Below are 25,783 nucleotides of genomic sequence, written 5' to 3' on the forward strand. Positions count from 1 at the left end.
CGGTTATCGGGTTACTGGCCGGTAAAACGGGGTGCGCGTCGCTCCACCGAGGCTTGCAGTGCCTCGGCACCGTCCTGGCTGCGGCCGCACAGCAGGCCGGCCTGGCGCTCGGCCTCCAGCTGCTCGGCCAGGGTGCGCCGCGCGCCATCGCGGATCAGCCGCTTGGTCTGCGCGTAGGCGAAGGTGGGGCCGTTGGCCAGGCGCCCGGCCAGCTCGGCGGCCACGGCGGGCAGTTGCTCGTCGGCACAGACTTCGCTGACCAGCCCGGCCGCCAGGGCACGTTCGGCACCCCACAGTTCATCGAGGAACAACAGGCGCTTGGCCTGCTCGCTGCCGATCAGCCGTGGCAGGTGCCAGCTGGCACCGGCATCGGGGCTGTAGCCCATGCTGGTGTAGCCGGCCTTGAAGCGCGCCGAGGCCGCGGCGATGCGCAGGTCGCAGCACAGGCTGAGGTCCATGCCACCGCCCACGGCGGTGCCGTTGATGGCAGCGATGGTGGGCTTGTCGAGGCTGTGCAGGCGCAACATCAGGGCGTGGGCGGTTTCGGTCCAGCCGTAGCTTTCCAGGGTGCCCTGGGCCTCGGCCGCGGCCCATTCGGCCAGGTCGGCACCGGCGCAGAAGCTGCGGCCGCTGCCGGTCAGCACCACCACGCGCACGGTCGGGTCGCTGTTGCAGGTTTCCAGCAGGGCGTGCAGTTGCTTGAGGGTGGGGATGTCCAGCGCATTGCGCTGCTCGGGGCGGTTGAGGGTGATCCAGGCAACGCCGGCTTCGACCTTGCTCAACAGTGACGACGACGGGGTGGTCATGGGGGGCCTCGGTGTTGTTGTGATGGTTTGAGAGGGCTTGATGAGGGAGATACTAAACGAGTGTTCAACAAGGCGGCAATTGGGCGGGGATGGGGCTGTAACAACGCTTGAAAACGATATATATCGTTGTTTTTATTAGCTTTATTTGTTGTATCAAGGTTGAGATAGGAGGTGGTTGTTACAACTTTGTACAACTGACGGATTGCTGGGGGCGCTTTGCGCCCCTTTCGCGACACAAGGCCGCTCCCACAAGTCATTCGCAGACTTCAGGTCTGCGCGGTACCTGTGGGAGCGGCCTTGCGTCGCGATGGGCTGCGTAGCAGCCCCCGAGATTGAAACCTCAGACCCCTGGCACGCTCGGCTCGAAGGCCCCCTGCCGACGGCGGTTGACGAAGAAGTACGCCGCGTAGCACAGGGCAATGAAGCCAAAGCCCCAGTACAACGACGGCCGCTGGGTTTCATCCAGCGCCAGGAACACGAACAGCGAGCTGCACAGGGTGATGCACAGCAGCGGCACCAGCGGGTACAGCGGCGCCTTGTACTTCAGGTCCTGCAGTTGCCCACCATCTCGCAGGTAGGCCTTGCGGAAGCGGTATTGCGCCAGGGCGATGACGATCCAGGTCACGGTGCCGGACATGCCACTCACCGCCATCAACACCATGAACAGAGTGTCGGCGGCAATGAAACTGGTCATCAGCGAGATCAGCGCGAAGCACAGGGTGATGCTCAGCGCACGCAACGGCACGCCACGCTTGCTCAGCGGCGACAGGCTTTTCGGCGCCATGCCGCTCTTCGACATGGCCCAGAGGATGCGCGTGGAGGCATACAGCCCGGAGTTGCCCACCGAAAGGATGGCGGTGAGGATGACGAAGTTCATCAGGTCGGCGGCAAAGGGAATACCCACCATGTCGAACACCTGCACGAACGGGCTTTCCATCAGCCCGGCCTGCTCGAACGGCACGATGGCCGAGAGCACGGCAATCGCCAGTACGTAGAAGATCAGCACGCGGAACACCACGTTGCGCACGGCCCGCGGGATGCTCTTTTCCGGGTGCTCGGTCTCGCCGGCCGCCACCCCCATGATTTCACAGCCCTGGAAGGCATAGACCACGGTCATCATCACCGCGAACACCGCCGACAGGCCATGGGGGAACAGCGACTCGCCCACCAGGTTGTCCAGCATCGGTGCTGGCGCCCCGCTGCTCAGCGGGATGGCGCCGAAGATCACCAACAGGCCGATGATGATGAAGCCGAGGATGGTCGCCACCTTGATCCCCGAGAACCAGTACTCCGCCTCGCCGAAGGCACGGGTGGCCAGGGCGTTGAGGCCGAACAGCACGACCACGAACAGCGCCGACCAATACCAGATCGGCACCTCCGGGAACCAGCGGGTCATCAGCATGCCGGCGGCGGTGAACTCCAGGCCCACGGTGGTGGCCCAGCTCATCCAGTACACCCAGCCGATCATGAAGCCGGTGGCCGGGCCGATGAACTTGGTGGCGTGGGCCTGGAACGAACCGGACACCGGCATCTGCACCGACAGCTCGCCCAGGCAGACCATCACTAGGTACATCAGCAAACCCGCGACCAGGTAGGCCAGGATCGCGCCTATCGGGCCACCCTGGTTGATGGTCACACCCGAGCCCATGAACAGCCCGGTGCCGATCACCCCGCCCAGCGACAGCATGAAGATGTGCCGGCTTTTCAGCGCGCGGGTGAGCTGGATCTTTTCGCGGTTGTCAGTCATGGCGCACCTCGCCTTTGCGGCCGGTGCCATACCACGCGGGGGTGCCGCACGGTGTGTTGGGAAGGAGGGGCTGAGCGCTACGGCATGTCATTATTCTTGTCTCCAATAAGCCTCATGGACCGCGTGCAACACGGTTGCCTTGGATTATTGGAAACGGATGTAAGGTGCCGTTGAACGAACGGATCGAAGATGTAAAAAGTCGTAAGGTTTTTGTACGTCAGCTCTGGATCAACTGTTCCAGAGTGGCGCGGGCCTGGGCAAGCTCGGTGGCCAGCGGCGCGGCGAGCGCTTTCAATGCCTGTTCGTCATGCTGCCGGGCAGCGTCCTCAAGGCGACGCAACAACGCAGCCAGCCCACAAAAGCCCAGGGAATCGCAACTGCCGGCCAGGCGGTGGGCCAGGTGCAGCACTTCGGTAAAGTCCTGGGCCGGCAGCGCCTCGGCCAACGCCGTGGCGTGATGTTCCAGCGACTGGCGCAGCACCTTCAACAGGCCTTGCAGCTTCTGTTCACCCAGCAGCGAGCGATGGGTGTCCAGCAACGACCAGTCCATTGTCGCGTCGACGCCAACCACTTCAGCAGGCGCCGCTTCGGCCAGCGCCTGGCGCAGGTTGTCCAGCCGCAGGGGCTTGGCCAGCACTCCCTGCATGCCGGCATCCAGGTAGCCTGGGACTTGCCCCGGCTGCACGCCAGCCGTCAGTGCCAGGACCCGGCTATGGCGGTTCGGCCCGGGCGTGGCACGCAGTTGCCGGCACAGCTCCACCCCGCTCATGCCGGGCAGATGCACGTCGAGCAGGATCAGGTCGAAGCGCCGCTGTGCGCAGGCCTGCAAGGCTTGCACGGCGTCTTCTGCAAAGCTCACCCGGTGGCCATCGCGCAGCAGCAAACCGCCGGCCACCTCGCGGTTCAGTGCCACGTCTTCGACCACCAAGATGTCCAGGCTGGCCATGGGCGACGGGGCTGGTGAACTGGCCAGCACTGGCTGCCCGCGGGCCAAGTCGAGCTCGAACCAGAAGCGACTGCCCTGCCCTTGCACGCTGTCCAGGCCAATGCAGCCCCCCAGTTTTTCCACCAGGTGCTTGCAGATCGCCAGGCCCAGGCCGGTGCCGCCGTAGCGCCGGGCCACCGCCTCGCTGGCCTGGACGAAGCGGTCGAAGACCCTGGCCTGCACAGCCGGCTCGATGCCGATGCCATTGTCGCTGACCGACACCTGCACGCGCTGCGAGCCCTGGTCACTGGCCAGTACCTGCACCGCAAGCCGCACTTGCCCCTGTTCGGTGAACTTGATGGCATTGGCCAGCAGGTTGCTGAGCACCTGGCGCAGGTACTGTTCGGCACCGTGCTGGTAATCGGCCAATTGCTCGTCGATATCCAGCTGCAGGGTGTCGCCATTGTCCCGGGCCATGGGTTCAAGCAGCGCCAGCACTTCCTGGCACAACTGGCGTAGCGAAAAACCGACCAGCTCCGCGCGGCTCTCGCCCTCCTCGAGCCGGGCGAAATACAGCACCTCGTTGAGAATCGCCAGCAACCCCTCGCCGGCCTTGTACAAGGCCTCGACGCGCTGGCGGTCGGCCGCCTCCAGCCGGCCGCCGCGCAGCAGCTCGGCCATGCCGAGAATGCCGTTGAGCGGGGTACGCAGCTCATGGCTCATGGTCGCCAGGAAGCGTGACTTGGCCAGGTTGGCGGCTTCGGCCTCGTCCTTGGCCCGGGCCAGGCTGGCGGTACGCCGCTCGACCATGGCCTGCAGTTCGTCGCGCTTGTCCTGCAGCGCCAGGCGGTCGCGCTCGCGGCGTTCGATGTCACTGAGGATGGCGCGGCGCATGTCATCCAGGGCATTGGCCACGGTGTCGATCTCGTCCGGGCGCGTTGACGGGCGGCGCCCCAGGCGCAACGGTTCCTGCCATTGGCCGGCGCCAATACGCCGGGCGAACTCGGCCATCACTTGCAGGTGGCGGGTGACCAGGCGGTAGAACAGCCCCGACAGCGCCACCGCCAGGCCACACAGGAACACGCCCATCCAAAGCAGGCTGGCAAGGCCAGTGGCATACAGCCGCCGGTGCACCGCGCCCAGGTCGATGCTCACTTCCAGCTCGCCCAGGTGCCTGGCCGGCCCCGAGGGCGGCTGGTAATCAAGGGGGAAACGTTCGATACGCAGCGGCCCCTTGGGCTCGGCGAGGCCGCGCAGCATCTGGAAATCGTCACTGACCAGACGCACCCGGGCGACATCGGAAAAGTCCACCAGGCCGCGCAATTGTGTATCCAGCTGTGCCTCATCCAGGTCCCACAGGCTGCGCTCCAGGCTGGCCAGGTAACCGGCGCGGATCAGCGCCATACGCGCCTCGATATCGCGCATTTCGCGGCGGTATTCGAAGTACAGCTGCACCGAGCTGGCCAGCACGGTAAAGCACAGGCTGAACAGCAGGATGAACAGCAGCAGGCGGCGCAGCAAGCCATCGGTGCGCAGGCGGATCATCGGGAGTCCGCCGGCAGGTTGACCATGTCGCGGTAGGTCACTTCGCTCTGCTCCAGCCAGCGCTCGATCTCGCCGGCCTGGTTCATGCGCAGCAACTGCGCGTCTATTTCGTCCATATGCTGGCTCAAGGGCGATTGCCGTGATATCGCGACGCGCAGGTAGTCCACGCTCAGGGCCGTGGGCAATACGCGGATGTCCTGCGCCCCGGGCAGCTTTTCGATGAACAGCTGGCCGGTGCGCCGCTCCTGGATCACGTAGTCGATGCGCCCACGGATCAGCTTGCCGAAGTTCTGCTGGCTGGACGAAACCCGTTCGATGTTCTGGTGGCGGGCGACGAAGCGGTCGAAGTCGGCGCCGTAGCTTTCGCCGTACAGCAGGCCGCCGCGGTAACTGGCCAGGTCTTCCAGGCGCTGGAACTGCACCGGCCGCAGGCGGTTGTAGAACACCGCCACTTCCTCGCGCACCACCGGCACCGTGGAAAAGCGCATGCGTTGGTCACGCTGGTCGCTGTTGTAGGCCAGCACCACGTCCACCCGCCCGGCGGCGGCGTCCATCAGGCAGCGCTTCCAGTTGCCCAGCACCACGGTCTGCACTTCGTAGCCCATGCGCGCGAACAGCTCTCGCACCACGGTGGGGGCCAGGCCGCGCACCTGGTGGCCGTCACTCCAGGAAATCGGCGGGTACACCGGGTAATCGCAATAGCGCACCGGCTGCTTTGCACTGGCCTGCACAGCGAACAATGCCAAGGCCAGCACCCAGGCGCTGCGGGTCATGCCGCCACGCTGGCGGTGAACAGGTAGCCGGTGCCGTGGATGGTGATGATCAGTTGGGGCTCGGCCGGGTCGTCGTGCAGCTTGCGCCGCAGGCGGCCGACCAGCACGTCGATGGAGCGGTCGTTGGGCACCCACTCGCGGTTGCGGATCTGGTCCATCAACTGGTCGCGGCTGAGGGTGTGGCCGCTGTTGCGCAGGAACACGCTGAGCAACTGGAACTCGCCATGGGTCAGCAGGGTTTGCCCGCCACGGGCGTCGATCAGGCGCCGGCGGTCGGTGTCCAGCGCCCAGTCGGCGAACTGCTTCAGCGATTGCGCGCAGGCCGGCGTCGGGTGCACCTCGCGGGCATGGCGCACACGGCGGACCAGGTTCTTGGCGCGGGATACCAGTTCGCGGGGGTTGAGCGGTTTGATCACGTAGTCGTCGGCGCCGCATTCCAGGCCGACGATACGGTCGATGTCGTCGTTGCGGCCGGTGATGAGGATGATGCCGACCTCCGAACGTACCCGCAGCTCACGGGTCAGGGTGAGGCCGTCCTTGCCGGGCAGGCGGATGTCCAGCAGCACCAGGTCGACATCCTGGCTGCCGAGCAGTGCTTCGGCCTTTTCCGCGGTGTCGGCGCAGTGCACGTCATAGCCTTCCTGGGACAGATAGGCCTGCAGCAAGTCACGAATAAGCGGATCGTCATCGACGATCAATACCCGAGGCGTCATTGCGTGTCGTCTCTTTTTTTTATTGGTTTGTTCTACACACTCGCGACAGCAGCCTACTCGTTACTGAACAGGCGATCAACAGCCCTCCGGCAGGCTGAAGCGACGCCGGCCACCGGCCTGCAGGCCATCGACCCAGGCCTCGCAGATCAGCACGCCCTGGTCGGGGGTGAAGGTACCGGGGTTGAGCCCCGACTCCAGCCACAGGCCATCGAGCAAGGCGCTCAGGCTGATGGCCGCGAGGTCGGCATCGAAGCCCTGCCAGCCCTCCTCCCCGGCCAGCGTGGCCAGCAGCCCGCTCAGCTCATTGCGGTACTCACCATAGGAATGGTCATGCACCTGATTGATCGCATCGGCGGTCTTCACCGCGCCCCAGAACGCCAGCCAGGCGTCGAGCAACTGCGGGTCGAGCAGCTCGGCGCAGAACGAGGCACGGAAGAACGCCGACAGCCGCTCGCGGGCATTGGGCGCGGCCTGGGCCATGGCCTCGCGCAGCAGGCCCATCACCCGACCGGTGACCGCCATGTAGGCTTCGGCCACCAGCTCATCCTTGCCGGCGTAGTGATGGCTGATCAACCCGACCGAAACCCCGGCTTCTGCCGAAATCTTGCGGATCGACGCACCCTGAAAGCCATGGCGCTTGAGGCAAACCAGGGTCGCCTCGACCAGGTTGGCTTTGCGCAATTCCGGCAGCATGCGGTGGTAGCGGGCTTCCTGGTTCATCGGCGGCTCTCGGGCTAGGGGCTGGACTGAACGACTGTACAACAAGCCGGACTGCGTGATAAACCCTTGCCAACCTTGCCCACAACAACAAAAACGGCTGCCATGAACGACCTGATCACACGTGACCTGGACCAGGGCCTGCTGACCCTGTCCTTCAACCGCCCCGACAAGCTCAATGCCGTGAACACCGCCATGTACCAACAGCTGGGCGACCTGCTGCTGGCAGCAGGTGAAGACCCTGATGTCGAAGCCATCATCATCACCGGTGGGCCGCAGTGCTTTACCGCCGGCAATGACTTGCGCGACTTCCTCGACAACCCGCCTGCCGACCTGGACAGCCCGGTGTTCCGCCTGATGCGGGTGGTGATGGGCCTGGACAAACCGCTGATTGCCGCGGTCAGTGGCGCGGCGATCGGCATCGGTGCCACCTTGCTGTTGCATTGCGACCAGGTGCTGGTCAGCCGAACGACCAAGCTGCGCATCCCTTTCGCGCCGTTGGGCGTGTGCCCAGAGTTTGGTTCCAGCCTGCTGCTGCCGCGTTTGCTTGGCCCTGCCCGGGCGGCTCGCCTGCTGCTGGCAAACGAGTTGCTCGACGGTGAACGGATGGTGGCCTGGGGGCTGGCCAATGAACTGCATGACGACGGTGAACAGTGCCTGGCAGCTGCCCGGCGCCTGGCGCGGCAGCTGCAAGGCTACCCGCAGGCGGCGCTGCGCATCAGCAAGCGGCTGCTCAAGGACGGCCAGCGGGCCGAGCTCGAGGCGACAGTGGCGCGGGAGGCCCGGTTGTTCATCGAGTGCTTGCGCACTGAAGAAGCGCGAGCGGTATTGCGAGGGTTGATCAAAGATTGAAAACCTGGGGCCGCGTTGCGGCCCATTCGCGACACAAGGCCGCTCCCACAGGTACAGCGACAACCTCGAGATCAACGCTGCACCCGCGGGCTTGCCGGCGATGGGCTGCAACACAGCCCCAGGAAAGCTCAGCCCCCCAGGATTGCTAATAGCCGGTCATCTCCAGATACCCACGGCCACCCGCACTCCCGGTCAAGCGCACTGGCCCCTCCCAATACGGGAACCGTGTATCCATCCAGGCCTGCGATTCCACAGCCTCGACCTGCACATCCACGCCATGCCCCGGCACCTGCACCCGCCATCGCGTCGGCACCTGCTTGCCGTTCTTCTGCCGAGCCCAGGCCAGCGCCTGTAGCTGGATCTGCGCCCCCTGCAGCACCACCACTTCACCCTGCGGGCCAACCCAGGTCCCGGCGCGATACGCCTCCCCCTGCACTTCGCGCACCTGGAACAGCATCAGCCTGGCGCCACTGTCCAGGTGCAGGGAAAACCAGTCCCAACCCGTCTGCCCGGCAGCCAGCGGCTGGCTGCTCCATTCCCGATCCAGCCAGGCCCGGCCGGTGACGGCAATGCACTGGCCGCCACGCTGCACTTCCCCACTCACCCGATAGAACGGCTGACTGTAATAGTACGAAGCCTGCCCCTTGCCGGACTTCTCGCTGTAGCCCTGGTCCCCGTGCAGCACCAAGGGCCGATCGCTGTGCAGTTGCAGGTCATAGCGAAAGCCGTCACCACCGGCGACCATTTGCAGATGCTCGATGCCACTGCTGCCCTGCAACGACCAGTCATTGATCCACGCCCGAAACGGCTGGGCTTGCACGCCAGCCTGGCCGATACCCCCGCGCGCCAAGGTCTCGCCAGACCGATGCCCCCCGGGGCCGGTCAGCGCCGCATGCCCCATCCACAGGTTCGGGCTGTTCCAGCCGGCAGTCTCGGGGCCTGGGCGCAGGGCCGAGCGAAACAGCGTCCACTGCACGCCCCAGTCCTGCCCCTGGAAGTCCTGGAGGTTGGCGGTGACATACCACCATTCGATGCGAAAGCCATCGTGGGCCCCATGGTCACGCGGAAATTCCAGGCGATGGCCGCGCCGTACCTGGCTGAATTCACCCGCCTGCTGCCCGAGCCCGGCATAGCTTTGCTCGGCGGGCTGATCACAGCCGCCCAGCAACCCACACAGCAACAGCCAGGCGCTACGCTTCATCGGCAAACGGCCTCAACAGTTCGCGCGGCTGGCGACGCGCCAGCTGCCACAAGGGCCACGCGCTGGCCAACAGGCTGGTAAGCATGCCCAGCACCGCCAGGTGCAGCAGTTGCGCAGGGAACACGTAGAGCGGCAAACGCCAGCCGAATGCCTGCACGTTCACCACCGCGACCAGGCACCAGGCCAGCAGGATGCCCAGCGGTATCGCCAGCAGCACGGTAAGGCTGCTCAGCAGCAGTGTCTGCCCGAGGCTCAGCCACACCAGGTGCGTGCGCCACACACCCAGTGCCCACAGCGGCGCCAGCTGGCCCAGGCGGGTCTGGCCCAGGGTCAGCAGGTTGATGAACAGCGCCACGCCTGCCACGCCAAGGGTAAGGCTGTTGAGCGCGGCGGTGGCGGCGAAGGTGCGGTTGAACACGTCGGTCGACCAGCGTTTGAGACGCGCCTGCTCGACCACACGGCTGTCGTCCAGGGCGAAGCGCTGTTGCAATGCAGCCTCGAGCGCCGACGCCTGATCGCCCACCAGATCGACACTCAACCCGGTCAGGGTTGCCTGTGGCCAATGCCCGCGCAGCCAGCCGGCATTGACCAGCATGTGCCCTTTGGGGTTGCCGTAATCGGCATAGATGCCCACAACACTCAGGGCTGGCGAAGTGTCTGCGGGCAGCCTCAGGCGATCGCCCAGCTGCAGCTTCAGTCGCCTGGCCAACTGTTCACTGAGCATCACGGCCTGCCCGGCGGCCAGTTGTTGCCAGGCCTGCTTTTGCTGCGCCAGCAATGGCCAGCGAGTGCGATAGACGGGATGATCGACGATGCCCTGGAGCTGCACCGGCCAGCCCTGCAGCTGTGTTTCCACACGCCAGCCGGGCAACACCACACTCACCGAAGGTTGCTGCCCAAGCCACTCGGCTATCTGCAAGCCCTGGGCGGAGTCCCTTGGGGTGACATACAGGTCGGCGGACAGGCGCAGGTCAAGCCAGCCGACAAAGGTCTTGCGAAAGCCCTCGGTCATGCTGCCCACGCCGACGCTGGCCGCCAGCGCCAGCAACAGTGCCATCAACGCCAGGCTCAGGGCCGGCAGTTGCTGGCGGCTGTCGGCGACGAACCATTGCGACAAAGGCCGCCGGCAATGGCGCGCCAGCCAGGCCAGCACCCGGTCGAGCAAGGCCGGCAGCAGCAGCGCCGCCGCCAGCAGCAAGCCTGCCAGCAGGCCGAACGCGCTGGGCAGGCTGTCGCCCAGCACGCCACAGCCCAGGGCCAGCAAAAGCAACAGGCCGGCCACCAGGGCCTGGCGCCGCAGCCAGGGCCCCTGGGCCAACCGCCATGCCTGAGGTTGTGCCAGCGCCAGCAACGGCAACCGCGCCGCACGCAGTACACTACCCAAACCCGCCAGCAGCGCCCCCAGCACGCTCACCAGCACGCCCATCAGCCACCACCCTGCGGGCAGGCTCAGCGCCCCGGCGACCTGGGCGCCATACAGGCCGCGCAAGCTGGCGGCCACATCGGGCAGCAACCACGCGGCCAGCCCGTAACCACTGGCCACGCCGGCCAGGCCGCCCAGCACCGCGAACAGCCCCAGCTCCAGCACCAAGGCGCACAGCAGGGTTTGCAGGCTGATGCCACAGGCGCGCAGGTTGCGAATCAGGCCGCGCCGCTGTTCCAGTGCCAAACCGATTGCGGCATGAGCAATGAACAGGCCGACGACAAACGCCAGCAGGCCAAGGGCGGTCAGGTTTAGGTGGAAACTGTCGGTCAGCCGCTGCAAGCCGCCATCGTCCTGCCGGGGTTGCAGCTCAAGGTAAGGCGCGATATCCGCCGGCAACGGCCTCGGCGTGCCGGCCACCAGCAGGCGCGACAACTGCCCGGGTGCATGCAGCAACGCCTGGGCATGGCCGATATCCACCACGATCAACCCCGGGGCCAGCGCTGGCTGCAGAACCAACGGCGGCAGCAGTTGCCCTTCGCTGTCGCGTACTGACGCCCCGGGGCCTGCATTCAGCTGGCGCAAGGTGTCTGACCCGACCCAGGCTTGCCCGGGCATGCCGACAAAGGCCTGCAGATCGAACGTTCCGGGCTGCACACCGGCGATGCTGCTGGCCGGCGGCAGGCTCAACGGCTCGATGCCGATCAACCGCACGCTGCGCGCCGGCTCACCAGCAAAGCGCAAGCGCCCTTCCAGTACCGGCGTCACCGCCCAGCCCAGCCTGCGCAACTGCACGTACAGTGCCTGGTCGAAGCGCTCGCCACGGCGCGGCACCAGTTGCGCCTGCAACGGCCCGGCCAGCACCGCACTGGCCCGGGCATAGTCGCTGCGTGCCTGGCTGTTCAGCGCCTGCACGCCGGTCCACAGCGCCGTGGCCAGCCACAGGCCGGTGAAGATGCTGAAAAACTGCACGCGATGGCGCCGCCAGTGGCTGAGCAGCGCGAGCAGGGCCAGCGATAGCAGCCTCATCCGCCCTGCTCGGGCCGCACGCGGCCGGCCTGCAGGTAACAACGCTGCTGAAGGCGCGCTGCCAGCCGCGGGCTGTGGGTCACCATCAGCACCCCACTGCCAGCCTCGGCGACCAGCTGCAACAGCAGGCTCAACACCTCATCGCTGCTGGTTTCATCGAGGCTGCCGGTGGGTTCGTCGGCCAGCAACCAGGCCGGGCGCCCGGCCAGGGCGCGGCCGATGGCGACCCGCTGTTGCTGGCCGCCAGACAATTGCTCCGGGTAACGCGCCAGCAAATCCGCCAAACCCAGGCGCTGCGCCAGGTAGGCCAGCCAATCGGGATCATGCCGACCGGCCAGCCGGGCCTGGAACGCAAGATTGGCCCCCACGTCCAGGCTGCTGATCAGGTTGTATTGCTGGAACACCAGGCCGATGCCCTCCCGCCGCCACAACGCCAGCGACGCCTCGGAACGGCTGTCGAGCGGGGTGTCGTCGATCAGGATGCGGCCACTGTCGGCACGGTCCAGGCCGGCCACCAGGTGCAGCAAGGTACTCTTTCCGCTACCCGACTCGCCCATCAGCGCCAGGCTGCTGCCGCGCGCCAGGCGCAGGTCGACGCCCTGCAGTACCGGAAGCGGGCCTTGGGGGGTGGGGAATGATTTGTGGAGGTTTTCGATGACCAGCATCGACGGGCCTTGGTGGGTTCAGGGGTCTTCTTAGGAATAGCAGGTTCATGGCGGTGTGAACGAACACTCGTCGTTTTCCTCGATAAAGCAATTTCCGACTCTATTCGAAAAGCGGTATCCAGCTTCAACTCTCGATGAACTTATTAATTCCACGACCCTGAAAGCCTTACCGAAAAGTCAATATAAACAGCCCCGCGCCAATAAAAAAAGACACTTCCTACAGAAAGTTCTTTTTATTGGTCGATATCCACTTTCAAACGAAAAAACAATGACCTGAATCAGAAACTATCGACTACGACCAGCATTCACTTCGCACCCGTTAGTTACGGCAAGAGACTCAACCATGGAAAAACCAGTAGTTCCGCACGCCGCTGGCCAGGTCGATATCGCTTTGGAAAGCGCCCACCAGTACGCCTATTTCCAGCTACTGGAATTGCTGTATCACGTACACGACGACGATCTGGAACAACGCCCACTTGCTCGAGAGACGAGACGCCGATTACGGCTGGAAGTGTCCCCCAGTCTGTCTTTCCCTGTTGCCGATGTGTTGCGCGCCAATCGCTTGAAGGACGACCGCTACCGCATCCAGGCAAGTTTTCTGGGCCTGCATGGCACAGACTCGCCATTGCCCACTTACTACCTTGACGAGATCGCCTACGAGAACGCTCACGGCATCGGTTTACGCCCGGCTTTCCTCAATTTCTTCAACCATCGCCTTCATACCCTGCTCCATCAAGGATGGCGCAAGTACCGCTACTACGTACGCTTCCAACCGGGCGCGAAGGACGGTTTCTCCCGCTATGTCTTCGCCCTGATCGGCCTTGACGACTCAGCACTCCGCGGCGCTACGCCGCTACCCTGGAGCCGCTTGCTCAGTTTCGTGGGAATGATCGCCAGCCGCAGCCGCTCCCCCGGCATGGTAGCCGGCATGATCGCGCATTGCTTCGACCTCCAGCAGGTTGCCATCCGCGAATTCGAAAAGCGCACCGTGTCCATTCCCACTTCCCAACGCAACTGCCTGGGGGCCAGAAACTACCAACTCGGCAACAACTTCCTGGTTGGCGACAGCATCGAGTCACGCAGCAGCAAGTTCACCATTGTGATCGCAGGCCTGGATCAGCAGCAGTTCCGCGAATTCCTGCCCAGCGGTGACAACTACCAGAGGCTGGCGCGGCTGGTGGAGTTCCTGCTCCGTGATGTCGGGGCCTATGACCTGGAGTTACGCATGTGCGCCGAGCAAGCCCCACCCTTCAGCCTACGGGCCGCGCATGGCACCCACCTCGGTTGGACAAGCTTCATCGCCAACCGCAATGACCCCACGCCTCCCCCTGTTCGCATCACGGTACGCACATGAGTACAAATGTTCTCCCCTCCAGCATCACGCTCACCGTCCTCAACCCGGAAAAACTCTTGCAAGGCAGCGAACCGCGGCATCGCTTCGATCGGGCTGGCGGCTCCATCGGCAGTCAAGGTGCTTGGCGCCTGCATGATCGGGGCGTTCGCATCCTGCCGGTGCACTGCGAAATCGGCTGGCATGAAGGCCATTTCTGCATCATTGACCACAGCGGCAAAAGTTTCATGAATGGCAGTGACTCCCAGTTGCTTTCGGGTACGCCTATCCGCCTCAGGCACAACGACAGACTGCAGATGGGTGACTATCAGATTGCCATACACCTGGGCGAGGACGAGGTAGAGCCGGAGCCGCATACCGGCAGAGACCCACTCTGCGAGCTGGGGGTTAATCAGCAGATGTGCCCGCTGCAGATACTTGGCGTACCGATTACGGATATCGCCGGATTTTTCCAAACCTCAATGCCTGGGCCTGTGGATGAGCTTGATCCGTTGGCCTATCTGGACAGGGCCGCACAAGCCCGAGTTGACCCGGCCATAGTCGAAATATTCGGCAAGGAGGTGCAATGAACAAGCCTGTAGGTTTGCTACTGGCCTGCCTGGCGATCAGTGGCTGTACTTCGATCAGCAAGATCTACCAGGTGGCGATGGATCCGTCTTTGCCAGTCGGTGGCGCCAACAATGAAATCAGCCACCTGGCGCTGAGCCTCTACGCCGCAGACGCGCCTGCGCCTGTCAGCCTCGAACCGACAGATTCAGGCGAACAAATACCGCTGCATGGCCACCCGGAACAGCTGGTGGCCAACCTCAGCGGCACAAGTCCTGTCGAGTTGACTGACAAGCTGAGCTCACTGGCGGAGCAGCTGCACCGCAACTACCCCGCTTCTGTCGAGGGCAAGCAAGCCATCGTCGGGCCGAAGGCGCCTGCGGCATTGGCCAGTTACGCAACGCCCCAAACCGGTTTGCCTGAGGAACTCGACCTGCAATCACAACACCAGGCCCCGTCATCCATCGTTTTCAAGGTACTTCAGCTCCGTGACGATTCGTTGTTGCTGGATGCCACTTATGAGCAAGTCGAAGAAGACCTGGATAAAGCGCTGGGTACCACGCTGATCAGCATCGATGACTACCGTCTGACCCCTGGCCAGTTCAAGTTCATCGAACACGAAGAAATCAACGAGCGCACCCGCTACATCGCCGTCGTTGCTCGCCTGGGCGATAACTCCAAGGGCCGCTGGAAAGATGCAGTACGCATCCAGTCACGCGGTTACAACCATACCGTACACGTTCACTTCGAGAACAACACCGTTGAACTCAGGCAAGACAGTGAATACCGTCGTGACAAATGATCCGTCCAAATAAGAAATGAGCATCCTGTGAAGGCCGGACCAGGCACCGGAACAAACAGACAACGAATCCCGACCCAGGCCACTGGTATCGGGGTTCTTGGGTGGCCTGCGCCGTGCCCTATCGCCCGGCCACTTCGCTGGCCGTGCCGTCACGCAACAACCGCTGCGGCAGGGCGAACCCTGCAAAGAGCTGGCGGGTAAAGGGGTTGTTTGCGCCCGTGGTGTGAACCTTGTAGCGCGCCGTATCGCCGGCAATCATGAAACCGAGATCGATACTGGTGGATGTACGGGCATTCAGCCCACCGCGGCTGAGCAGGCGGTAGAGCGACCAGGGGCCGTGATAGCCCAGGCTGACAGTGGTACCCGCAACCTGCACCAGGGTGACACGGCTATGCCCACTCTCCCCGGCAGGGCCCGGCCAGGTCATGCCGATCGGCTCCTTGCCCCGGTCCGCAAACGCATGCAGCTGCCCATCCAGGTCAAAGACACTGCCGCGCAAGCCACCGCTGATCGCCAGGGGCTCGAGGCCAAAACTCACGTTCAGCTCCCCGCGATTGTCGAAAAACGCATTGCGTATGGCTTCAGCCTGCTTCAGCTGCACCATGACTTCGGGGCGGACCAGGTAACCTTCATCCGCACGGGAGTAAAGGGCATCGAGGTTGTCTTCGAGAAACACCGCAAGGTACTGGTCCTGGAAGCGCTTGAGCTGGCCTTGCGGGCCAAAGAAGGCTTCAAAATCCTTGAGTGACACATCCGGCCCGGCCGGGTCGATGGGATAGCGTGAGGCCAGTCGTTCCTGGTAGACGCTGTAAACCTCGGCATCCCAACGCTGCTCCAGCTCCCGTAACGCCATGACCATCAGCACCTGCGAAGTCTGCTCCGCCAGCTGGCGAACATGCCGATTGAGGGGTTCCGGCAGGCCCGTGGCAATGCGCTGAAGGTTGCGAATGGGGTCGGGCGCCGTTTCCGAAAAACGGCTCAACACTAGCGCCAGGGCGGCCTTGCCCCGGTCAGGGCTGTCCTGCACCGCCTTCACGTAGTCGTGTACAGCGCTGATCGCCTGGAGTGTTTCGTCATGGTAGGACGGTTTGTCACCCCGCCCGTCGAGCATCCCCGAAAGCCCCGCGAAAGACCGATAGATACCCATGGCCTGCATGCGAACCTGCGGATCGGCTTTCGATTCCTTCTCGCTGTCCGCGGCCTGCGGATAGATCAGCGTATTGCTGCGCACGGTTTCCAGCAGCCGGCGTATCGGCGCTGCCGGGCCGCTGACTTGTTCCAGAACACCCAAGGCATGCGCAAGATCGCTGAATTCGGCAACCGAAAACTGGTTCAGCACACGCCGCCAACTGTCGATGTAGTCGGCGCTGTACAGGGCTCGCAGACGCTCCGCCAGGGCCTGGCGGTCCATGTCGGAGTAGTCGAGGCTACGCCGCTCCCCTAGCACCCACTGGTCGACCAGGGCGAGGTCGGCCACGTTCTGGCTATGCTGGTCGAAATAGTCGCGAAAGCCCGTCGCCGTCAGTAAAGGTGGCAGGGACAAATTGGCGTCGACGGCCGCCTGGTGATCGCGCTCGGCCAGTGGCCTGTAGACGATATCGAACGCTGGGCCGATCTCGTTGCGCAAATCCAGCTCACCGTGCAATTGCTCCCGAGCCTGCTGCCTCAAGCCGATGTAGACACGCTCGGCCAGCGGCAGTTTGCGCAACTGCTGCTGCGCTTGGGCAACGACTTTCCGATACTCCGGCAGCTCGACATCTGCGTAGGCCAAAGCGTACCTGAGGTGGCGCATCAGCGCGGCCTGCAGCTGGCCCTGGCCCGGATACGCCCTTTGCCACTCGCGAGCCATCCATTGCTCGACCATCTCTGCCCGACGATTACCGCGATCCTCGATCATGCGATACACGCGCAATGCCGCCAATTGCTCGTCGCTACCAGGGGCAGCTTGCTTGACAGACGCTGCCACGCCGCCCGCAATCATCGGTAGAAAGCGCTGGGCCAGGGCATTCAGGTACGCCTGGTCCACTTGCGGGCCAATGGCTTTGCCCTGGTACAGCCCCATATCCGTGAACACGCTCCAACCAGAGCGATAATCGCCGTACAGGCTCACCGCATCACGGATCTCATTCAACGGCAGCAGCAGGCTGCGCCCGGTCAAATCATCCTTGGCGTCCGTGCTGGTGTTGCTGAACGCAATGCTTTTCTCCAGCACCTGCTCCGCCTTGTCACGGTTGACGCTGTAGAAGTACGCCCAACCACCGGCCATGGCCAACCCGCACATACTCGCCGCCACGGCGCCGCCCTTCAACAGGCGGCCCTTGCGCCGGGCGACCTTGCGGTTGTCGCCCGCCAGGCCGGCCTCGGGGTAGACCACGCGTTGCAACAGCCGCTGCGCGAAATACACCACGGAGGTACCTTGCGGCTTGGTCGACAACGCCGGGGTAGCGAAGGCAAAGGCGCGGGCAGAAGCATCCGCGAGCAGGTTGCGCACTTCGCCTCGCTGGTAGACCGAGGAGAAGTACAGGCCACGCACCAGGGGTGGGGTGCTGTAGCGGTCACTGACCAGTACATCAGCGAGGAAATTCAGCAACATCTCCTGCGCCCCGCTCAGTTCCCGAAGCAGCGAGCAGGCGCTCTTGCCCGTGGTGCCAGGTGCGCCCACGGTAGCGCTCATCAGTTGCCTGCCGAGGCGCCCCAGGAAGCCCTGATAGGCTCCCTCCAGCTCCTGCAGCCAGGCATCGAAGTCCTTTACCGAACCCAACGTGAAGGTAAAGCCCTGCACCTCTTCCCGCTCACGGGCCGGGAGCGCGGCGAACAGTTCCTCGAAACCGTCCAGCAAGTCGAACTTGCTCATCACCACGTACAGCGGCAAGCGCGTACCCAACTCACCGCCCAGCTCCGTCAACCGCACCAACGCACTGCCGCCATGAACAAATCTTCATTTTGCTGGCGAGCGCCCTGATTGCGGGCGTGGCAGCCCTCTTCGCTTCTGCAGCCGCAGGCCTTCACCTTGAGGGGGCTCACTACCTTGCGTAGCATCACCGCCCCCCGGGGCCGCTGCGCGGCCCATTCGCGGGCACGCCCGCTCCCACAGGCGCGTGCCCACAGCGCTCACACCTCACCCAGCCACACCATCAGCAGACAGAACCCCGATGCCGCAACCCATACCCCTCAAGGACCACGAAAAGGAAAAGCACCTGGTCAACCGCCGGCTTCTGGCCTGCGCCGCCCTGGTCTTCAGCCTGGTCGCCGTCCTGGTGGGCAGGCTCTATGTGCTGCAGGTGCTGCAGCACAACCAGCAGACCGCCGTATCGGAAAACAACCGCGTGCACGTGCTGCCCATCGCCCCCGAGCGCGGGCTGATCTACGACCGCAACGGCGTGGTGCTGGCCGACAACAAGCCCAGCTTCGACCTGACCATGACCCGCGAGCGGGCCGGCGGTGACACGGCCAAGGTCCTCGATACCCTGGCCCAGGTGCTGAGCCTGACCGACGACGACCGCAAGCAGTTCGACAAGGACCTGCGCCGTGGCCGCAAGCCGTTCGAGCCGGTGACCCTGATGGTCGGTCTGAGCGAAGAGCAGATCGCCCTGGTGGCGGTGAACCAGTTCCGCCTGCCAGGCCTGGAGGTGGAACCACAGTTCATCCGCGAGTACCCGCTGGCCGAGCATTTCGCCCACTCGGTAGGCTATGTGGGGCGCATCAACGAGAAAGAGGCCAAGACCCTCGACAGCACCGAATACCGGGGCACCCAGTCGATCGGCAAGACCGGCATCGAGCACTTCTACGAAAGCCAGCTGCATGGCCACGTGGGCTACGAGGAGGTCGAGACCAACGCCCAGGGCCGGGTGATGCGTGTGCTCAACCACAAGGCCCCGACCCCGGGCCAGGACATCGTCCTGACCCTGGACGCCCACCTGCAACTGGCCGCGGAAAAGGCCCTGGGCGACCGCCGCGGCTCGGTGGTGGTGCTCGACCCGGCCAATGGCGACGTGCTGGCGATGGTCAGCAACCCCAGCTTCGACCCCAACCTGTTCGTCAAGGGCATCAGCTTCAAACAGTACGCCGCCCTGCGCGATTCCATCGACCGCCCGCTGTTCAACCGCGTGCTGCGCGGCTTGTATGCCCCCGGTTCGACGGTGAAGCCGGAAGTGGCCATCGCCGGCCTCGACAGCGGCGTGATCACCCCGGGCAGCCGGGTGTTCGACCCCGGCTACTACGAGCTGCCCAACTACGACCACAAGTACCGCAACTGGAACCGCAGCGGCGATGGCTGGGTGGATATGTACACCGCCATCATGCGTTCCAACGACACCTACTTCTACGACCTGGCGCACAAGCTGGGCATCGACCGCCTGCACGACTACATGGCCGAGTTCGGCCTGGGCCAGAAGGTGTCGCTGGACATGTTCGAGGAGGCGTCCGGGCTGATGCCGTCGGCCGAGTGGAAGCGCGCCACCCGGCGCCAGGCCTGGTTCCCGGGCGAGACGCTGATCCTGGGCATCGGCCAAGGCTACATGCAGGTCACCCCGCTGCAGCTGGCCCAGGCCACCAGCCTGCTGGCGAGCAAGGGCGTGTGGCACCGCCCGCACCTGGCCATGACCGTAGGAGGCGATGCGCCGGTAGATCCCAACCCGATGCCCAATATCGTGCTGCACGACAGGCATGCCTGGGACCAGGTCAGCCAGGGCATGCAGATGGTCATGCACGACCCGCGCGGCATCGCCCGCGCTGCCGCAGCCGGTGCGCAGTACCGGATTGCCGGCAAGAGCGGCACCGCGCAGGTGGTAGCGATCAAGCAGGGCGAACGCTACAACCGCAACAAGACCCTGGAGCGGCACCGCGACAACGCCCTGTTCGTAGGCTTTGCCCCGGCTGATCACCCGAGTGTGGTGGTGGCGGTTATGATCGAGAACGGCGAAGCCGGCGGGCGGGTGGCAGGGCCGGTTGTGCGGGAGGTGATGGATGCCTATCTGCTGGATGAGCAGGGACATCTGAAGCCGCAGTATGCAGGTGGGGTAGCGCCTCGCAGCGTGCCGCATGCTTGAGACCGCTGGAAGCCGCTCTATGGCCTGTTCGGGCCTCTTCGCGGGCACGCCCGCTCCCACAGGTGCTGCGCCAACCTTGAAAGCGGCGCGATACCTGTGGGAGCGGGCGTGCCCGCGAAGAGGTCGACACAGACACCCAAACTGCTAGCTCCGATCGCCTCCGCGATCATCCCCAACGTCATGGTCAGCCCCATCGTCGGCGCCATGCCCTACACCGTGGGGCTCGCCCACATCGTGATTCGCCTCATGATTGGCTTCGTGGTTGGCCTCGTGGTCGGCACCATCATCTGCACCATTGCGCCCGCGGCCATCATGCCCACCACCATCGCCACTGTGCCCGCTGCCACTGCCGCCGTGGCCACCACCCGAGCCACCACCGCCGCTACCGCCACCTCCACCGCCATGGCCACCGCCGCCACCGCTACCACCACCTCCGCCGCCATGGCCACCACCACCGCCGCTGCCTCCGCCACCACCACCGTGACCGCCACCGCCGCCACCACCACCATCCTTCGCATACGCGCTGGAGGTACCGTCAATGGAGTCTGGCACCAACACGGCCGAAGCCGACAACACTGTACCGATAGCCAGAGCCAACAAGCATTTCCTGAGCATCATGATGCCTCCGCTTGGAGTAGAACCGGGTTGCACGACGCACCCTGTGATTTCCGGCCCCCCATGGGGCGACTTGCTAACCAGCGCGGCCTTCCATCTGCAGTGGTTGAACGAGATCCTTCAGGGCCTGCCGGCCAAATATTTCGGGATGTTTCTTGATTTTTGAGCGTAGCCACGCCGCTGCGCTTGTCACCGACCGGCCATCAGAATGGCTGGCTCGCCAAAGGCCCACTGCACCATGGCCTGGCGAGCCGGATTGCTCAGGATGCCGCGCGGGGCATCAGTTCATACGGGTGCTTCCACCCTGGCAACGCCTGGATTCGTGCTTTCCATGCCTCGATGTGGGTGAACTGCGCCAACGCAATGCCAGTGTCCTCCGGCATGAACACATACCCGGCCAGCGACAGGTCAGCGATCGTCAGCCGGCCACCGACCATGAACGGTGTCTTCGCCAGGTGCACGTCGACGATACGGTAGGCCGCCATGGCACGTTCGCGCAGGAACCGGGTCACATCCGTTTCACCGGTTTTCTTCAGGCAGAAAAGAAAACGCAGCGCCGCGTAGTAACTGGTGAACTTATGGTTATCGAACAGCATCCAGCGCCAGATCTCGCGCTTTTCGTCTTCGTCGCGGGGGCCGAACTGCCCGGTTTTCTCCGCGAGGTAGTCAAGGATCAGCGCAGACTGGGTAAAGGATTTGCCGGCGTGTTCCAGCACCGGCACCTCGCCCTGTTCGTTCACGTCGTCACGCCAGGCTTGTTCGCGAGTCTGGCCATTGAAGAAATCGACAAACACCGGCTGCCAGTCCTGGCCTGTAAGTTCAAGCATCAGGGCGGCCTTGTAGGCGTTACCGGATTCGGCGAAGCAATGCAGCTTGTAGTCGGGCATGGGGAGAACCTTCATCCATTGAATTATTGGGCCAGCAGCCCGAGCAGATCACGCCTGGCTCGACAGGGTCAATGCCTGTTTCCGATACGAAGGGAACTACCTCCCCACCTGCGCTTTCTTAATCACTGAGTGGTTCAATTACTTGGGCTTCACGCTACTGGAGAACACACCATGCGCCACCTACTCCTCGCCCCTGCGCTGCTGCTCCTGCTGCCTGCCGGTGCTGCCCTGGCTGACGTCGACGCAGGCGACGTCGCAACCTCGGCCGGTGTTTCCGCTTCGCTTTACTCGACCTTCAAGGACGACAAACGGATCATCCCGGCGCGTGACGAGCTTTCGGCCTACGTTGCCAGCGGTGGTGCAATCCGTGGCGCCTATGTGGAGTCGGCGCTGGAACAGGCCCGCAAGGACAACCCAGGGCTGCAGGCCAATGATGAAGAGCTGGCCCGGGCCCTCCTCTCGCAGGAGGACCGCATAGCCGATCATTGATTGGGCTAATTCTGCACCGGCCTCTTCGCGGGTAAACCCGCTCCTACAGGCACCGCACAGACTTCAAACCCAGTGCAGCCCCCCTGTAGGAGCGGGTTTACCCGCGAAAGGGCCGGCACAGGCAACACCTCAACCCCAGCCATCCATGCGCATGGTAGCCCTTACCAGCCGCTGCTCTTCCTGCTCGATCTCCCGCAAACTGTCGCGGATCCCGTTGATATGCTCGCGCGCCGCGCGCTGCGCCTGCTCGGGCAACTGCTCCATCACCGCGTGATACAACCGCGCATGCTGGCGGTCGATCTGGCGCTTCTGCGCCGGCCGGCAATACAGGTTGTTGACCGAGGCGAACACCGTGCTCAAGGTCAGGTCACTGAGCGATTGCAAGGTATGCACCAGCACCGGGTTGTGCGAAGCCTCGCTGATCGCCCGGTGAAAGGCATGGTCGCGGCGGGCATGTTCACGGGCATCGATCGCTTCGGAGGCTTCGTGCGCAGCCAGCATCTCTTCATAGCGCCGGCGGATCAGCAAACGGTCGACCTCGGTGGCGCGCAGTGCCGCCAGGCGCGCCGATTCGGCTTCCAGCAACGCCCGCACTTCCAGCAGGTCGAACAGCGTACGCGGCTGCGAGCCGAACAGGTGCATCAACGGCGTGGCCCCCGCATGGCCCGTCAGGTCGGCGACGAACGAGCCGCGCCCCTGCTCGGTGTCGATGATGCCGCGCCCGCGCAGGATGCGCAGGCCCTCACGCAGCGCCGAGCGCGAGCAGCCCAGCTTGTCCACCAGGCGCCGCTCCGACGGCAGGGCCTGGCCCACCTTGAGCACGCCGTCGACGATCAACCGCTCGACCCGTTCGGCCACCTGGTCGGCGACCTTGGCCTTGCCTTCACTACCCACTGCGCCCCTCCTGCTGGTATGACCACTTCGACCACTTGCCTCAATTTAGCCGGGCAAAGCCGTCAATAACCAGTACCCGCCGCAAAAACTGGTAGGACCAGCTCACCCTGTACTCGACCCCGACGGCTACCACGCGCAGGCTGCAAGGGTGAGCGCTTTGCCAACAACAACAAAAACCGTTGCCGAGTGAGCCGATGAATATCCTGTACGACGAACGCGTCGATGGCGCGCTGCCCGACGTGGACCGGGCGGCGCTGCTGCAAGCGCTGTGCGCTGCCCTGCCGGACCTCGAGATCCTGCACCGCGAGGAAGACCTCAAGCCCTATGAATGCGACGGCCTCTCGGCCTATCGCACGGTGCCGCTGCTGGTGGTGCTGCCCGAGCGCCTGGAGCAGGTGCAGGCCCTGCTCAGGCTCTGCCACCAGCGTGGTGTGCCGGTGGTGGCACGCGGCGCCGGTACCGGCCTGTCGGGTGGCGCCCTGCCGCTGGCAAAAGGCATCCTGCTGGTGATGGCGCGTTTCAACCGCATTCTCGAGGTCAACCCGCACGGCCGCTTCGCCCGTGTGCAGCCCGGCGTGCGCAACCTGGCCATCTCCCAGGCTGCCGCGCCCCACGGCCTGTACTATGCGCCGGACCCATCCTCGCAGATAGCCTGCTCCATCGGCGGCAATGTCGCGGAGAACGCCGGTGGCGTGCACTGCCTGAAGTACGGCCTGACCGTGCACAACCTGCTCAAGGTGGAAATCCTCACGGTCGAGGGCGAACGCCTGACCCTCGGCAGCGATGCCCTGGACAGCCCCGGTTTCGACCTGCTGGCACTGTTCACCGGCTCTGAAGGCATGCTCGGCATCGTCACCGAAGTTACCGTCAAGCTGCTGCCCAAGCCCCAGGTGGCGCGAGTGCTGCTGGCCAGCTTCGACAGCGTCGAGGACGCCGGCCGGGCAGTGGCCGAGATCATCGCTGCCGGGATCATCCCCGGCGGCCTGGAGATGATGGACAACCTCGCGATCCGCGCAGCGGAGGACTTCATCCACGCCGGCTACCCGGTTGACGCTGCGGCCATCCTGCTGTGCGAACTGGATGGCGTCGAAGCCGATGTGCACGATGACTGCGAACGGGTCGCCGCCGTGCTGGCCCAGGCCGGTGCGCGTGATGTGCGGCTGGCCTGCGACGAGGCCGAGCGCGTGCGCTTCTGGGCCGGGCGCAAGAACGCCTTCCCGGCGGTGGGGCGTATCTCCCCGGACTACTACTGCATGGACGGCACCATCCCGCGCCGCGAACTGCCACGGGTGCTCAAGGGCATCAGCGACCTGTCCGCCGAATACGGCCTGCGCGTGGCCAACGTGTTCCATGCCGGCGACGGCAACATGCACCCGCTGATCCTGTTCGATGCCAACCTGCCAGGCGAGCTGGAACGTGCCGAAGCCATCGGCGGCAAAATCCTCGAACTGTGCGTGGCCGTAGGCGGCAGCATCACCGGCGAGCACGGTGTGGGGCGCGAGAAGATCAACCAGATGTGCGCACAGTTCAACAGCGACGAAATCACCCTGTTCCATGCGGTCAAGGCCGCCTTCGACCCACAGGGCCTGCTCAACCCCGGCAAGAACATCCCCACCCTGCACCGCTGCGCCGAATTCGGCGCCATGCACGTGCACCATGGGCAACTGCCCTTTCCCGATCTGGAGCGTTTCTGATGAGCATGGACCGCGACATCAGCCAGGCCCTGCTGGAGCAGGTCAACCAGGCGCTGAACCAGGCCACACCGCTGCGTATCCAGGGTGGCAACAGCAAGGCCATGCTCGGCTGCCCGGTGGCCGGCGAGGTACTCGACACCCGCAGCCACCGCGGCATCGTCAGCTACGACCCGACCGAGCTGGTGCTCACCGCCCGCGCCGGCACGCCGCTGCGCGAGATCGAGGCAGCGCTGCACGAGGCTGGCCAGATGCTGCCCTGCGAACCACCGCACCTGGGCCCCGACGCCACCCTGGGTGGCATGGTCGCGGCCGGGCTGTCGGGCCCCAGGCGGCCGTGGGCCGGGTCGGTGCGTGACTATGTGCTGGGCACGCGGGTAATCACCGGCCACGGCAAGCTGTTGCGCTTTGGTGGCGAAGTGATGAAGAACGTTGCCGGCTACGACGTGTCGCGGCTGATGGCGGGCAGCTTCGGCTGCCTCGGGCTGCTGACCGAGGTGTCGCTGAAAGTGCTGCCCCGCCCGCGCCAGTGCCTCAGCCTGCGCCTGCCGATGGGCCGCCACCAGGCGCTGGCGGAGCTGGCCGAATGGGGCCAGCAGCCGCTGCCGATCAGCGCGGCCTGCCATGACGGCGACGCGCTGTACCTACGCCTGGAAGGCGGCGAAGGCTCGGTGCAGTCGGCACGCCAGCGCCTGGGCGGCGAGGCACTGGACAGCAGCTTCTGGAGCGACCTGCGCGAGCAGCGCCTGGCGTTCTTTACTGGCCCCGCGCCGCTGTGGCGCTTGTCCGTGCCCAACACCACCGGCGAGCTGGACCTGCCCGGCCAGCAGCTGATCGACTGGGGTGGCGCGCAGCGCTGGCTCAAGTCCACGGCACCGGCGCAGCACATCCGCGAGCAGGTCGCCAAGGTCGGTGGCCACGCCACCTGCCATGTCCCTGGCGCTGCCAGCAGCCCACCGCTGCCCGCCGCGCTGATGCGCTACCACCGAGCGCTCAAGCAGCAACTTGACCCCCAGGGTGTGTTCAACCCTGGCCGCCTGTACCCGGACCTGTGAGGCCAGACC

At 64.7% G+C, this 25,783-nt stretch carries 22 protein-coding genes; 9 read left to right on the forward strand and 13 right to left on the reverse strand.

Features of this window, described 5'->3' with window-relative positions:
* Positions 1 to 11: 11 nt before the first annotated feature.
* From KDB76_RS17985 to KDB76_RS18010, 6 genes are all read right to left on the reverse strand, one after another.
* Positions 12 to 806, reverse strand: a complete 795-nt coding sequence (locus KDB76_RS17985) for an enoyl-CoA hydratase-related protein (protein ID WP_013973080.1) — start codon at positions 804 to 806, stop codon at positions 12 to 14.
* Between the two features lie 340 nt (positions 807 to 1,146).
* A complete protein-coding gene (locus tag KDB76_RS17990) occupies positions 1,147 to 2,553 on the reverse strand; it encodes an amino acid permease (RefSeq protein ID WP_013973081.1) in 1,407 nt (468 codons plus the stop codon).
* Positions 2,554 to 2,770: 217 nt separating this feature from the next.
* Positions 2,771 to 5,023 carry a hybrid sensor histidine kinase/response regulator gene (locus tag KDB76_RS17995; protein WP_024087324.1) on the reverse strand — a complete coding sequence of 751 codons (2,253 nt, stop codon included), beginning with the start codon at positions 5,021 to 5,023 and terminating at the stop codon, positions 2,771 to 2,773.
* A complete protein-coding gene (locus KDB76_RS18000) occupies positions 5,020 to 5,796 on the reverse strand; it encodes a transporter substrate-binding domain-containing protein (protein WP_013973083.1) in 777 nt (258 codons plus the stop codon). Before KDB76_RS18000 ends, KDB76_RS17995 begins: the two co-directional genes overlap by 4 nt.
* Positions 5,793 to 6,509 (reverse strand): response regulator, encoded by a 717-nt coding sequence (locus tag KDB76_RS18005; RefSeq protein WP_013973084.1) that lies wholly within the window; start codon positions 6,507 to 6,509, stop codon positions 5,793 to 5,795. Before KDB76_RS18005 ends, KDB76_RS18000 begins: the two co-directional genes overlap by 4 nt.
* A gap of 75 nt (positions 6,510 to 6,584) precedes the next feature.
* On the reverse strand, positions 6,585 to 7,229 hold the full coding sequence (locus KDB76_RS18010; protein ID WP_013973085.1) for a TetR family transcriptional regulator C-terminal domain-containing protein: 645 nt from the start codon (positions 7,227 to 7,229) through the stop codon (positions 6,585 to 6,587).
* Positions 7,230 to 7,331: 102 nt separating this feature from the next.
* On the opposite strand from KDB76_RS18010, the gene KDB76_RS18015 reads away from it, so the two are divergent.
* Positions 7,332 to 8,078 (forward strand): enoyl-CoA hydratase, encoded by a 747-nt coding sequence (locus KDB76_RS18015; RefSeq protein WP_013973086.1) that lies wholly within the window; start codon positions 7,332 to 7,334, stop codon positions 8,076 to 8,078.
* Positions 8,079 to 8,223: 145 nt separating this feature from the next.
* Here the strand turns inward: KDB76_RS18015 and KDB76_RS18020 are convergent, their stop codons facing one another.
* Genes KDB76_RS18020 through KDB76_RS18030 form a run of 3 tightly spaced genes read right to left on the reverse strand, consistent with a single transcriptional unit; the run spans position 8,224 to position 12,396 of the window.
* Positions 8,224 to 9,279: a lipocalin-like domain-containing protein gene (locus KDB76_RS18020; RefSeq protein WP_013973087.1), complete on the reverse strand. Its 1,056-nt coding sequence runs from the start codon at positions 9,277 to 9,279 to the stop codon at positions 8,224 to 8,226.
* On the reverse strand, positions 9,269 to 11,731 hold the full coding sequence (locus KDB76_RS18025) for an ABC transporter permease (RefSeq protein ID WP_013973088.1): 2,463 nt from the start codon (positions 11,729 to 11,731) through the stop codon (positions 9,269 to 9,271). The genes KDB76_RS18020 and KDB76_RS18025 overlap by 11 nt, the downstream gene beginning before the upstream one ends.
* Positions 11,728 to 12,396, reverse strand: coding sequence for an ABC transporter ATP-binding protein (locus KDB76_RS18030; protein WP_013973089.1), 669 nt, complete (start codon positions 12,394 to 12,396; stop codon positions 11,728 to 11,730). The genes KDB76_RS18025 and KDB76_RS18030 overlap by 4 nt, the downstream gene beginning before the upstream one ends.
* A gap of 343 nt (positions 12,397 to 12,739) precedes the next feature.
* Between KDB76_RS18030 and tssG the strand changes: the two genes are divergently transcribed.
* Genes tssG through tssJ form a run of 3 tightly spaced genes read left to right on the forward strand, consistent with a single transcriptional unit; the run spans position 12,740 to position 15,095 of the window.
* A complete protein-coding gene (gene tssG / locus KDB76_RS18035) occupies positions 12,740 to 13,750 on the forward strand; it encodes a type VI secretion system baseplate subunit TssG (protein ID WP_023663128.1) in 1,011 nt (336 codons plus the stop codon).
* Positions 13,747 to 14,316: an FHA domain-containing protein gene (locus KDB76_RS18040; RefSeq protein WP_038409794.1), complete on the forward strand. Its 570-nt coding sequence runs from the start codon at positions 13,747 to 13,749 to the stop codon at positions 14,314 to 14,316. Before tssG ends, KDB76_RS18040 begins: the two co-directional genes overlap by 4 nt.
* A complete protein-coding gene (tssJ, locus tag KDB76_RS18045) occupies positions 14,313 to 15,095 on the forward strand; it encodes a type VI secretion system lipoprotein TssJ (protein ID WP_038409795.1) in 783 nt (260 codons plus the stop codon). Before KDB76_RS18040 ends, tssJ begins: the two co-directional genes overlap by 4 nt.
* A gap of 118 nt (positions 15,096 to 15,213) precedes the next feature.
* Here the strand turns inward: tssJ and tssM are convergent, their stop codons facing one another.
* A complete protein-coding gene (tssM, locus tag KDB76_RS18050; protein ID WP_235208004.1) occupies positions 15,214 to 18,006 on the reverse strand; it encodes a type VI secretion system membrane subunit TssM in 2,793 nt (930 codons plus the stop codon).
* A gap of 241 nt (positions 18,007 to 18,247) precedes the next feature.
* On the opposite strand from tssM, the gene mrdA reads away from it, so the two are divergent.
* Positions 18,248 to 20,143, forward strand: coding sequence for a penicillin-binding protein 2 (gene mrdA / locus KDB76_RS18055; RefSeq protein ID WP_013973094.1), 1,896 nt, complete (start codon positions 18,248 to 18,250; stop codon positions 20,141 to 20,143).
* A 144-nt stretch (positions 20,144 to 20,287) separates the two neighbouring features.
* Here mrdA and KDB76_RS29895 read toward each other — a convergent pair whose 3' ends face one another.
* On the reverse strand, positions 20,288 to 20,695 hold the full coding sequence (locus tag KDB76_RS29895; RefSeq protein WP_232109030.1) for a hypothetical protein: 408 nt from the start codon (positions 20,693 to 20,695) through the stop codon (positions 20,288 to 20,290).
* Between KDB76_RS29895 and KDB76_RS18065 the strand changes: the two genes are divergently transcribed.
* The gene (locus KDB76_RS18065) at positions 20,682 to 20,924 is read left to right on the forward strand and encodes a hypothetical protein (RefSeq protein WP_023662350.1); all 243 of its coding nucleotides are present in this window, start codon (positions 20,682 to 20,684) and stop codon (positions 20,922 to 20,924) included. The two genes, KDB76_RS29895 and KDB76_RS18065, sit on opposite strands and share 14 nt — an antisense overlap.
* A gap of 94 nt (positions 20,925 to 21,018) precedes the next feature.
* On the opposite strand, the gene KDB76_RS18070 is transcribed toward KDB76_RS18065, so the two are convergent.
* Positions 21,019 to 21,645, reverse strand: a complete 627-nt coding sequence (locus KDB76_RS18070) for a glutathione S-transferase (RefSeq protein WP_024087331.1) — start codon at positions 21,643 to 21,645, stop codon at positions 21,019 to 21,021.
* 171 nt (positions 21,646 to 21,816) lie between these two features.
* On the opposite strand from KDB76_RS18070, the gene KDB76_RS18075 reads away from it, so the two are divergent.
* Complete coding sequence (locus tag KDB76_RS18075) at positions 21,817 to 22,134, forward strand: DUF2388 domain-containing protein (protein ID WP_013973096.1); 318 nt, start codon at positions 21,817 to 21,819, stop codon at positions 22,132 to 22,134.
* Positions 22,135 to 22,263: 129 nt separating this feature from the next.
* On the opposite strand, the gene glcC is transcribed toward KDB76_RS18075, so the two are convergent.
* Positions 22,264 to 23,028 carry a transcriptional regulator GlcC gene (gene glcC / locus KDB76_RS18080; protein ID WP_024087332.1) on the reverse strand — a complete coding sequence of 255 codons (765 nt, stop codon included), beginning with the start codon at positions 23,026 to 23,028 and terminating at the stop codon, positions 22,264 to 22,266.
* A gap of 194 nt (positions 23,029 to 23,222) precedes the next feature.
* Between glcC and glcD the strand changes: the two genes are divergently transcribed.
* On the forward strand, positions 23,223 to 24,722 hold the full coding sequence (gene glcD, locus KDB76_RS18085; protein WP_038409796.1) for a glycolate oxidase subunit GlcD: 1,500 nt from the start codon (positions 23,223 to 23,225) through the stop codon (positions 24,720 to 24,722).
* Complete coding sequence (glcE, locus tag KDB76_RS18090) at positions 24,722 to 25,774, forward strand: glycolate oxidase subunit GlcE (RefSeq protein ID WP_024087334.1); 1,053 nt, start codon at positions 24,722 to 24,724, stop codon at positions 25,772 to 25,774. The genes glcD and glcE overlap by 1 nt, the downstream gene beginning before the upstream one ends.
* The last annotated feature ends 9 nt before the right edge of the window (positions 25,775 to 25,783 follow it).

The organism is Pseudomonas sp. JS425, from assembly GCF_018223845.1.
Lineage (GTDB): Bacteria > Pseudomonadota > Gammaproteobacteria > Pseudomonadales > Pseudomonadaceae > Aquipseudomonas > Aquipseudomonas asiatica.